The sequence below is a fragment of the Brachyspira pilosicoli genome, from assembly GCF_019402445.1.
GTDB lineage: Bacteria > Spirochaetota > Brachyspiria > Brachyspirales > Brachyspiraceae > Brachyspira > Brachyspira pilosicoli_B.
In genome coordinates this window covers 1-10,885 of record NZ_SRZM01000311.1, presented here as the reverse complement: position 1 = coordinate 10,885, position 10,885 = coordinate 1, and the positions used below count along the sequence as shown (strand labels likewise).

The 10,885-nt window shown below is 26.0% G+C and carries 14 protein-coding genes; 5 read left to right on the top strand and 9 right to left on the bottom strand.

Going from position 1 to position 10,885, the window contains the following annotated elements; genetic code table 11:
- Window positions 1-269 precede the first annotated feature (269 nt).
- The 4 genes from E6A48_RS09835 to E6A48_RS09820 are packed head-to-tail and all read right to left on the bottom strand — an operon-like array spanning window position 270 to window position 3,433.
- Window positions 270-1,097, bottom strand: a complete 828-nt coding sequence (locus tag E6A48_RS09835) for a DNA-binding protein (RefSeq protein ID WP_219710035.1) — start codon at window positions 1,095-1,097, stop codon at window positions 270-272.
- Window positions 1,098-1,108: 11 nt separating this feature from the next.
- Window positions 1,109-2,308 (bottom strand): nicotinate phosphoribosyltransferase, encoded by a 1,200-nt coding sequence (gene pncB / locus E6A48_RS09830; protein WP_219710034.1) that lies wholly within the window; start codon window positions 2,306-2,308, stop codon window positions 1,109-1,111.
- A gap of 23 nt (window positions 2,309-2,331) precedes the next feature.
- Window positions 2,332-2,550, bottom strand: a complete 219-nt coding sequence (locus tag E6A48_RS09825) for an AtpZ/AtpI family protein (RefSeq protein WP_219710033.1) — start codon at window positions 2,548-2,550, stop codon at window positions 2,332-2,334.
- Window positions 2,534-3,433: a M23 family metallopeptidase gene (locus E6A48_RS09820; protein WP_219710032.1), complete on the bottom strand. Its 900-nt coding sequence runs from the start codon at window positions 3,431-3,433 to the stop codon at window positions 2,534-2,536. The genes E6A48_RS09825 and E6A48_RS09820 overlap by 17 nt, the downstream gene beginning before the upstream one ends.
- 222 nt (window positions 3,434-3,655) lie before the next feature.
- On the opposite strand from E6A48_RS09820, the gene rplS reads away from it, so the two are divergent.
- The 3 genes from rplS (at window position 3,656) to E6A48_RS09805 (ending at window position 5,459) form a co-directional block, all read left to right on the top strand.
- The gene (gene rplS / locus E6A48_RS09815; protein WP_013244646.1) at window positions 3,656-4,093 is read left to right on the top strand and encodes a 50S ribosomal protein L19; all 438 of its coding nucleotides are present in this window, start codon (window positions 3,656-3,658) and stop codon (window positions 4,091-4,093) included.
- A 40-nt stretch (window positions 4,094-4,133) separates the two neighbouring features.
- Complete coding sequence (locus E6A48_RS09810) at window positions 4,134-4,961, top strand: sulfide/dihydroorotate dehydrogenase-like FAD/NAD-binding protein (RefSeq protein WP_013244647.1); 828 nt, start codon at window positions 4,134-4,136, stop codon at window positions 4,959-4,961.
- Window positions 4,962-5,048: 87 nt separating this feature from the next.
- A complete protein-coding gene (locus E6A48_RS09805; protein WP_219710031.1) occupies window positions 5,049-5,459 on the top strand; it encodes a hypothetical protein in 411 nt (136 codons plus the stop codon).
- Window positions 5,460-5,461: 2 nt separating this feature from the next.
- Here E6A48_RS09805 and E6A48_RS09800 read toward each other — a convergent pair whose 3' ends face one another.
- The 4 genes from E6A48_RS09800 to coaD all read right to left on the bottom strand — a co-directional run bounded on the left by E6A48_RS09800 (window position 5,462) and on the right by coaD (window position 8,982).
- Window positions 5,462-6,487, bottom strand: coding sequence for a guanido phosphotransferase (locus E6A48_RS09800; protein ID WP_219710030.1), 1,026 nt, complete (start codon window positions 6,485-6,487; stop codon window positions 5,462-5,464).
- Entirely contained in the window at window positions 6,474-7,031 is a 558-nt protein-coding gene (locus E6A48_RS09795) for a UvrB/UvrC motif-containing protein (RefSeq protein WP_219710029.1), read from the bottom strand. The genes E6A48_RS09800 and E6A48_RS09795 overlap by 14 nt, the downstream gene beginning before the upstream one ends.
- Before the next feature lie 110 nt (window positions 7,032-7,141).
- Window positions 7,142-8,452 (bottom strand): tRNA (N6-isopentenyl adenosine(37)-C2)-methylthiotransferase MiaB, encoded by a 1,311-nt coding sequence (gene miaB / locus E6A48_RS09790; RefSeq protein ID WP_219710028.1) that lies wholly within the window; start codon window positions 8,450-8,452, stop codon window positions 7,142-7,144.
- 41 nt (window positions 8,453-8,493) lie between these two features.
- Window positions 8,494-8,982: a pantetheine-phosphate adenylyltransferase gene (coaD, locus tag E6A48_RS09785; protein ID WP_013244652.1), complete on the bottom strand. Its 489-nt coding sequence runs from the start codon at window positions 8,980-8,982 to the stop codon at window positions 8,494-8,496.
- A 159-nt stretch (window positions 8,983-9,141) separates the two neighbouring features.
- Here coaD and lspA point away from each other — a divergent pair, with 159 nt between their 5' ends.
- A complete protein-coding gene (gene lspA / locus E6A48_RS09780) occupies window positions 9,142-9,696 on the top strand; it encodes a signal peptidase II (protein WP_219710027.1) in 555 nt (184 codons plus the stop codon).
- Window positions 9,697-9,699: 3 nt separating this feature from the next.
- The gene (locus E6A48_RS09775) at window positions 9,700-10,599 is read left to right on the top strand and encodes an RluA family pseudouridine synthase (protein ID WP_219710026.1); all 900 of its coding nucleotides are present in this window, start codon (window positions 9,700-9,702) and stop codon (window positions 10,597-10,599) included.
- A gap of 45 nt (window positions 10,600-10,644) precedes the next feature.
- Here the strand turns inward: E6A48_RS09775 and E6A48_RS09770 are convergent, their stop codons facing one another.
- Window positions 10,645-10,833 (bottom strand): hypothetical protein, encoded by a 189-nt coding sequence (locus E6A48_RS09770; RefSeq protein WP_219710025.1) that lies wholly within the window; start codon window positions 10,831-10,833, stop codon window positions 10,645-10,647.
- Window positions 10,834-10,885: the final 52 nt, after the last annotated feature.

The window sequence follows — 10,885 nt, the reverse complement described above, 5'->3', positions numbered from 1 at the left end:
TTTTATTCAACTTTTTCCCGTAGCAAAAAGTTGCAAAAAGTACAAATATTTTAGCTTTGTATATTTTGAATATGATAAAGTATAAGATAATAGTTTTTTAGCCAAAAAATGCAGTTCTTCGCGTAGCGTATCCGAAGGATATGAGCTTCTTTTATACCAATACCGAAGGAACTTCCTACGGTCGTAAAATAAGTGGGGGTGTGTACCCTAAGGGCACGCTTTGCATGGGGCAAAGCCACCACGAACAAAAAACTTAAAAATATTTTTTATTATTTATTACTAAACTCATAATGCAAAATATATTGCTCTATTAAATATTTTTCTCCATAATAAATTAATGCTATATAATATTCCTTATTTTTGCTAAAACTTATATTGTCAATTTTATTTATTTCTTTTCTTAAAAAATTATAATTTTCATCAAAAAGTATAATCTCTATATCTTCTTTATATTCTAGTATAATATTTATATAAGAATCTATATCTGTTTTGTTTTTTATTCTATAAAAGTCTATATCTATTATATTATAATTTTTTAAATATGGTTTAATCCTTTCATCTAAAACTAAATTTTTCTTAATAAAAAAGCCGTTTATTTTTTGATTTGGATATTCTATCTCTTCAGCATATAAGATATTATCATTATATTCGTTTCCGTTTTTATATTTATAATCCTCAGAAAAATTCAGTTTGATGTTATAATCAATTTCATCTTCAGAAGTTAATTTTAATAAATATTCTTTTTCATTTAATAAAATATTTTTTAATTCTATATTTCCAAAATAATTTTTAGCATTTTTAGTTTCTACTCTAAAAACAATATCTTTATTTTCTTTATTATAAAACTCTAATACAATATTAGAATCATTATTAGCATAAAGTCCAAAGTTCATTATAAAACCATTAGTGGGCTTAATATGATAATAATCTATATCATCAATCTTAATGTTTCCTTTTAAGCTTATATCAGATTCTATAAACTGAGCATACTCTTCATTATCATTAGGCTCTATTTCATTAACTGTAACTATATTATTGTTTCTATTGCAAGAAATTAATAATATAAATATAAAAATTAATATAATGTTTTTTATCATAAAATAATTAATCATTCCATAGCAACAATTTTTAAATAATGCAAAAACTCTTTATCATCGCACATAGTTTTGCCTTCATCATCAGATAACTTAGCAACCGGCTTACCATTAACCATTTGAAGTTTCATTACAATATTTAGAGGTTTAGCAATAGGCTCAAAATCATTCATAATAAATGTGCCTATTCCAAATGTAACTTTAGTTTCATTTTTGAACTCTTTATATATATTGTAAGCTTTGTCAAAATTAAGACTATCAGAGAAAAGAAGAGTTTTAGTTTTAGGGTCAATTCTTAAGTCTTTATAATGTTTTATAACTTTGTATCCCCATTCAATAGGGTCTCCAGAATCATGCCTTATGCCGTCATAGAGTTTTGCAAAATATAAATCAAAATCTTTTAAGAATTTATCCGTTCCCAAAGTATCAGATAATGCAATACCTAAATCCCCCCTATATTCATTAACCCAAGATTGAAGCATGAATTTCTGACTCTCCGCAAGTCTTACTTTATCTAAAGCCTGCCCAATTTGATAATATTCATGAGCATTAGTGCCCACCGCAAGTAAATTATATTTCTTTGCAAAATATACATTGCTAGTGCCAACCAAACAATCAGCAGGAACTTTTTCTTTTAATATAGAAATAGCTCTATCTTGCCAATTAAAAGAAAATCTTCTTCTAGTACCAAAATCAGAAAATTTAAATCCATTTTCAGCCTTATATATAGGAAGTAATTTATCATCTAGTTTTTTTATTAGGTTTGATTCGCCTTGTTTATAAACTGCTTCTTCTCCATTAGTCTTACAAATAGTGTAGTAATAATATACTTCACTAATCATAGCAAGTACAGGTATCTCCCAAATAATAGTTTGATACCATGGACCTTCTATTGAAACAGTTAATTTATTATCCTCAAAAGAAGCATTAATATGTTCTTCTAATGGTCTGTATAATTTTAAAAATTCTATATAATCTCTCTTTATAAATCTAAGAGAAGCTAAATATTCAAGTTCATCTTTTTTAAATGAAAGATTGCAAAAATGCTTTATTTGCTTTAATAGCTCATCATGCATTTCTTTAGTCCATTCTAATATATTTCTACTTCTAAAAATATATTTTACCCAAACATTAGAAAATTGCCTTAAAGCACATTGCTGCATCGTGAATTTATATAAATCAGTATCAAGCAAACTATTTATTATATTATCCATAAATTAATCCTTAAATACTTTATCTATTTTTTATTTCTTTCTATAATCTTAGAAAGTTGATAAAGTCTGTATATGCCAGATATAAATCCAAAAAATATACCAGCTATAGTAAATAATGGAGAAGTGTTTAATTTTTTATCAGCTAAATTTCCAACAAAAGCAAGTCCCAGTATTATACTTCCAAACTCAATACCTAAAGCCGTATATTTTATTCCATTTTTTATATTATTCTTGCTGTTCATAATTAAGCGTTGTAAAAATTAAAGGATTAACATATTCAGAAGCTAATTTTAATTCATATTCAAGTTCGCCTGTTTTGGCATTTCCTATAATATCACCCTTTTTTACATCAACATTTGTTTTTACAGAAGTAGTAGCTAATCCCTTATAAGTAGTTATGATACCATATCTATGATAAATAACTATGCTTACTCCTTCATCTTTATCGTATACTACACTATTAATTGTACCAGAGGCTGTTGCTCTAACAAGTGTACCCGCTATTGTTTGAAAGCCTATGCCTTTTGATAAAAGAGAGTCTTTTTGATATGGTTTTGATATAACTGCATATCTAGAATCTATTGGTGTAATTGTAGGCACATATTCTAATGAAGTGTTTTTAGAATTAATATTAGCTTTCAATTCTTCCAAATAATTTTTTAAATTTTCAAACTCTTTAGCTCTAGCATTTAAAAGTGCTATATTATCAATATTATTTGTATTTATTAAATTAGTGTTTTCTATTTTAAATTTATTCATCATATTAGACATATCTTCTCTATATGAATCATTAGAAAATACTGAATTAAATAGATTTTCTAAAGAATTAATCTCTTCAAGCCTCTCTTGATAGCTTCCAGTAAGAACTAGTGTTTTGCTTGCAATAACAGTGTTTTTTGTAAGAGATGAAAATGTTATTAATAGAGCTACCGCTATAATTAAAACTATTATTAAAAGCCCATATATAGGTATAGATAAAGTTCTAGTTTTCTTTTTAGAATGCGGTATAAACATAAAATAAAGCCTATGTGACAGTATTTTATGTAATTTGCTTAAAAATGAAGAATTATCGGATTTATTCTTTTTATAGAAATTGCTTTTATTCTTTTTTTTATTTTTGTACATATTTAAAAATTATAACAATAATATAAAATTATATCAATATCAAATAAATAATTGCCTTTTTAATAAATCATAATTTCGTAAAATTATAAGTTAAATATTAATAATATATTGTATAAAAAATTCTATATATTATACTTGATTAAATTAGTATATTGTGATAGAATATAACTTCTATAAAGTGTATTTAATTAAATTAATATAAATTTTTTAGGAGAAAAATCAATGGAGCAACAGATTAGATTAGTAGAAGCAAAACATAAAAAAGAAGCTATTTTGCCTTTTGAAATAGGTGATACAGTAAAAGTATGGGTAAAAATTATAGAAGGTGATAGAGAAAGATTACAAGCATTTGAAGGTGTTGTTATCTCAATGCGTGGTAAAGGTATCAATAAAAGTTTTATAGTTAGAAAAATATCTTATGGTGTAGGTGTTGAGAGGATATTCTTAGTAAACTCTCCTAGAATAGACCATATTGATATTATAAGAAAAGCTAAAGTAAGAAGAGCTAAACTTTATTATTTAAGAGATAAAGTAGGTAAAAAAGCTCGCTTAGTAGAAAGACTTGGCGTAAAAATACCTAAACATTCCGATTTAATAAAATCTGAAGAACCTGCTAAAGAAGAATCAGCAGAAGAAACAACAACAACAGAAAATAATTAATAAATTTAAATAATTTTTATATTTTTAAGGAGAAATCTTTATGGGCTATAAAATTGTTGCCAAAGAACAATGGTCAGATAAGGTTTTTATGATGAAAGTTGTAGCTCCAGATATAGCTAAACATCGTAAAGCAGGTAATTTTATTATTTTTAGATTAGACGAGTTAGGGGAGAGAGTACCTCTTACTATAGCTGATGCTGACCCTGAAGCAGGAACAATTACTATAGTAACTCAAAGTATTGGTTATTCCACAGCTAAATTGATGGAACTTAAAGTTGGTGATGAGATAATGGACGTTATAGGACCATTAGGTCAGCCTACTCATATTGAAAAGAAAGATGGTATTATACTTGGTGTTGGAGGCGGTGTTGGTATAGCTCCTTTACATCCTATAGTACAGGCCCATCATAATGCTGGTAATAAAGTGATATCTATATTAGGTGCTAGAGATAAATCACTTATTATTATGGAAGATATGATGAGAAAAGTATCTGATGAACTATTGGTTTGTACTGATAATGGAAGTTATGGTGAGAAGGGTTTAGTTACAGATATGATTAAAAAGATACATGATAGGGGTGAAAAAATTTCTGAGGTTATAGCTATTGGTCCTGCTATTATGATGAAATTTGTTTGTAAACTTACTAAAGAGTATAACATTCCTACTACTGTTAGTTTGAACCCTATTATGATTGATGGTACTGGTATGTGTGGTTGCTGTAGAGTATTAGTTGGTACTCAAACTAAATTTGCTTGCGTTGAGGGTCCTGAATTTGACGGTCATTTGGTTGATTTTGACTTACTAATGAAAAGACAGGCTATGTATAAAAAAGAAGAGCATGAATGTAATTTAAAATTGGCTAATTAATGGCATTTTAAGTATTTATTTAAAAAAATAAGAGTTATAATCTTTATAAAGGTTATAGCTCTTTTTTATCTTTAAAAGGAGTATAATTTGAAAATACCTATAGATTATAGTTTGGGAGGTTTTGAGCTAATAAAATTTGAATGGGACTCTACAAATGTGAATATTGTTGTTAATATAAAAAATAATGCACCAATAAAAATGGTTTTAGATGATTTTGAGTGCAATCTTATTAACAGCAGAGATGAAAAGTTTGCTTATTGTGTGTCAGAGAATATAGCTATTAAATCTCATTCATCTGCAAGCGTTAATATTAATGTTGTGTTTTATAATAAAGAAACTTCTAATTTAATATCAGATTTTGTTAATTTAAAAAAGTCAGATTTTATAATACATGTTATTAATGGTAAATTAAAATTATTTTCTCTTCTTCCAATTAACCTTTCTAATAGAGTGAAACATCTTAATATATTAGATATTATAAAAGAATTAATGAAGTAAAATTATTTCATTATATCTCTTAGTGCAGCTGCTCTCATTTCAGAAGCTTTTTTATACTTTTTTTTGTTATTAAACATTGATTTTAAATGATTATTCTTAGTAATAAATATCATATAAGATAAAGTATCTAAATCTATATCATCAATAATATTGCAATCAAGCCCAACCCTAAGCCATAAATTATGCTTTATAAACTCCATATAATTCATAACTCTCGCATTTGATAGTAAAGACTTACTCCTATAAACTTTATCTTCTATATTGAGCCTATTCATATTTTTTATTTTTAATCGCATTTTTTTCTCTTTGTCTAGAATATAATTTACGATTTCAAGCATATTATTTAAAACATCTCTCTCTGAAATACCCATCATAGTTCTATTTGTTATATTAAGTACGGGCATTGTTCTTCCTGCCCTAATTGATATATCAAAGCCTTTTTTTGATGCTTTATTAATAAAATATTCTATATTGTCTGGTGTTTTCCATATTAAAGCTGGTATTGCCATAGATACTGTTACATTCATTGCAATACCTATTTTTTCTGGTGAGCTAGTTAGATATCCGAATTTTTTATTAAAAGCGAAGTCTATTTTTTTATCCAACATGCTCTCTATTTTATAGGCTCTGTTAAAACATTCTTCTAATTCTAAGCCTCTAGCTATAGTTTGTATTTCACAATGTTCATTAGAATTTATTAAGATAGATGTTTCTTCATCTTCATCAATATATATAGAAGCGTTTAATAAATTTCTTTTATTTGGTATTGTAAGATTCTCTTTTAAAAGCTTAATAGTTAACGCAGAAAGCTCTCTTAACTTTATTTTTTCAAGATGAATATCTAATATTCTAAGTTCTTCTATTTCTTTTGTGAGAATATTGTCAATTTTTTCTATATCATCTTTATCTATATGATTATAGAATTTAATATTGTCTATATTCCTATATATAGATACTTTAGAATATAATATAATATTATCTTCTAAGCCTTTTTTATATATCCATTTAGCAATATTATCTGTGGACATCTTTATTTTCACTTAAAGTTTCTTTTATATTTAAAGTTTGTTTAAGGTTTTCTATTTTATTTTTAATAATAGAAGCTTCTTCATAGTTTTCTATTTTTATAAGCATGTCCATAGTAGCTTCATATTGTTTAATTTTCTCTTCTATATCTCTATTTGTGAGATTTTTATTTGCAACTCTTCCAAGGTGTTCGTTGTAAGTATGTATTTTTCTTAAATATTTAGCTATATCTTTTGAAAAGTTTTCATAACATTGAGGACAAGACATTATTCCTGTTTTTTTAAACTCTCTTAAAGAATAACCGCAAGAAGGGCATATTTTATCTTTTAGTTTAGGTCTTTTTACACTTTTCTTTTTTATATCAACAACTGGTTTAGATTCTGGAAATATTGTATGCAAGTTATTAAATTCAAGTTCTATGCATTTTTCCATTATATTCATTTTTTTCTCGCATTCTTCACAGATATGCATTTCGTATTTTTTATTGCCTATAGATTCTTTTATATGTAAAACGGCAAGATTCTTGCCACAAATATTACAACTCAAGATGCTACCCCTAAAATTATTATAATAAAATTTTACCATTTAACAAAAAAAATTGCAAATATATAAACAGAAAATGAATTTTTTTTTCACAAATTATTTGAATATTTTTTTTAATTTATTAAATTTCCAATCAAAGTATGATTTTTTATTTCTGTTATCTCGCAGTAATATATATCACCCATATTAAGTTCTTTTTCTTTTTTTATTAAAACTATTCTATTTTCTTTGCTTCTGCACAAATAATGCATATTATCTTTAGCAATATCATCTATCATAATATAAGCTTTTTTTCCTACTTGTTTAGAGAGTAATTTTTGTGCCAATTCTCTCTGAAAATTAACTATTTGAGTAAGTCTTCTTGCACCTGCAACTTTATCATATTGAACTTTCTTTTTGTATGCAATAGAGCCTTCTCTCTCAGAATATTTATATAAATAAGCCTCTTCAAAACCAATACTTTCAAGTAAATCCAATGTTTCTTGATATTCTTCTTCAGTTTCATCAGCATAACCAACTATGATGTCCGTAGAAATAGGGAAATCATCAGCATGCTCTCTTAGATATGATACTTTTTTAATATATTCTTCTTTTGTGTATTTTCTGTTCATTAAAGATAATATTCTATCCGAACCGCTTTGAAAAGGAAGATGTATATGCTTACATAAGCTATTTAAACTCCATATAGCATCAGCTAATTTCTTATCAAAATCTTTAGGGTGTGAAGTTAAAAATCTTATCCACACTTTATCTTTTGCTTTTTCATCTATTACTTTGTCTATCTTATATAATAGCTCTGTAAAGTTTATTTCATTATCAATATCAAGCCCATAAGAGTTAACATTCTGCCCAAGAAGCGTAATCTCTTTAGCTCCTTCATCAATAAGCCTTTTTACTTCATCTAATATCTCGTTAGATTTCCTGCTAATCATCTTTCCTCTAGTGTGAGGTACTATGCAGTATGTACACCAGTTGTTGCATCCATGCGTAATAGGTATGAAGGCTTTATGCGGTTTGTCTTCATCAACATAAGACTTGTTAAATATATAATTATCATTAAACTTTCTTACAAAAACCTCTTCATCTTTCAAATAGTCTATAATATTAACTTCATTATACACATCAAATATTTTATCAACTCCTAAACTCTCAAGATGCTCTTTAGAAGTTTGAGCCATACAACCCATGATGATGATTTTTGTATCTTTTTTGTTTTTTTTCCTGTTTGCATTAAATAGCTTTACTCTTGAAAAAACTCTCTCTTCAGCATGTGCTCTTACACTGCATGTGTTTATTATAATGTTATCAGCATTTTCATGATTTTCTGTTTGTATAAAGCCTTCTTGCATTAATGAGTTTATTAAACTATTTGAATCTGCCTTATTCATTTGGCAGCCATAATTTTCTAAGTAAAAATTTTTCATATTCTAATCTTTATTCGTTTTTTGATGTTTTATTTATTATTTTATTTTTTTATGAATTTGGATTTAATATCATCTATTAAAACTTCTGGAACTAAACCATCTATAGGTCCATTAAATTTAAGTATCTCTTTAATGAGTGATGAACTTATATAAGCATAATGCTCAGATGTATGTAAGAATATAGTGTCCATCTCTGGATATAATAATTTATTCATTCTTGACATTTTAAGTTCATAATATAAATCTTCACTGTCTCTTATTCCTCTAGCCAATACTCTTATATCATTTTGTTTCATATATTCTGTAACAAGCCCAGATATAGACACAATTTTTATTGTATCATTATTTCCAATCACTTTTTCAATCATCGCCTTTCTTTCTTCTATAGTGAAAGTTGGAGATTTTTCTAAGTTTACAGCCACAGATATATACACTTCTTCAAATATATCAGCAAGTCTATAGAGAACATCAAGGTGTCCCAAAGTAAAAGGGTCAAAAGTACCCGGAAATATTACTTTTCCATTTTTCATAATAGTAAATTATATACAAAAAATATATAATATCAATATAAAAGAATTATTTTATATTAATTTGTAAATATAATTTTTTTAATTTAGTTTTTTGTAGGTTGTAATTTTTATTAATATAAATTATTATTAGCACTTGATTATATAAGGAATTTATTTTTTATGAGTAAGATTTTATTGCAGATAAAAGACAAAAAGATATATTTTTTAATATCCATATTAATATTTATAGCAGATACTGTTTCAAAATATTTCATTGATAAGTATTTACAGCCTATTGTTTATAAAAATATTATTGGAGATATATTAATATTTATATATACAAGAAATTATGGAGTTTCTTTTGGGTTTCTCAATAATGTACCAGAGGTTATACAGCATATTATACCTGAGTTTTTAAAGGTTGTTGTTTTTTTAGCAATGATTGTTGTGTTTTATATAATAACTATAATAGATAAGAAAAAACAGAGAATATCTATTATTGGTTTTAGTATGGTATTAGGCGGAGCTATGGGTAATTTATTAGATAGAGTTATGAGGGGATTTGTAACTGATTTTATTAATATGGGTTTTAATTTGAATATTAGATTTCCTTGGAATTATAATATTGCTGATGCTGCCATTACTATAGGTATTGTAGTTATAGCTGTGGGAGTATTTTTCTTTAAAGAAGATTTTGATAGTACTTTTAAAAAAGCAAAAAAAGAAAATAAATAATAAATGTGTAAATTTTCAATAGAAGAAAAAGATTTAAATAAAAGACTTGATATATTTGTAAGCGAGAAATTAAATATAAGCAGGTCTCAGGTAAAAAATTATTTATCTTCAATACTAGTTAATGGTAATATAAAAAAACTTTCATATTCTCTAAAGCTTAATGATATTGTAGAGATTAATATAAAAACAGATGATAATAAAAACGAAGAAGATGATATATTAGCAGAGAATATTGATTTAGATATTTTGTATGAAGATGAATATTTATTGATTGTAAATAAGCCTTGCAATATGAGTGTTCATTGTTCTCCTTCTGAAAAGAGCGGCACTTTGGTTAATGCTTTGCTTTATCATGTGAAAGATTTTAATTTTGTTGGTGATAAGAGTAGGGCAGGCATTATACATAGATTAGATAAAGATACTTCTGGTATAATGATAGTTGGAAAAAATGCTGATATAGTTTCTGCTATTCAAGAACAATTTAAAAACAGAACAATAAAAAAGATTTATCATGCTATAGTTATAGGGGTATTGAGAGAGAATTTTTATGAGATTAATTTACCAATAGGAAGGCATAGCGTATATAGAAAAAAAATGACAGTTCGTGAAGACGGTAAGAAAGCTTTGAGTTATGTAAAAGTATTAAATAGATTTAAAAAGCATACTTTAATAGAAGTTAATATTAAAACAGGACGTACTCATCAAATAAGAGTTCATTGTTCATACAAAGGTTTTCCAGTGGCCGGTGATAAAATTTATTCTAAGAGTTATTCAAATTATAGTAATTTAATGCTTATAGCAAAGCAAATAGAGTTTACGCATCCTATTAGTGGCGAGATTATGAAATTTGAAGTTGATTATACGGATTATTTTAAGGATTTTTTGATTTCAGATGAAATTTAAAAAATAAGCCAATTGCTAAAATTACAACTGGCTTATACTAATTTTTTAAGCATATACATCTAAATTCTTTCCTAAATTATAATTTACTTTAACTGAAGTACCTTGTCCAGAAACAAATTCATTGATTCTGCTAATAGAATCAGATAAATTATACACATTAAGTCCTGCACTATACATATGTCCAGTTAATGGAAACATTTTAGATGAATAAATAGAATTAATAGATACATTCATTTTTTACCTCCAAATGTTTTATATGTATATTATCGGATTTTTAATATTGTTT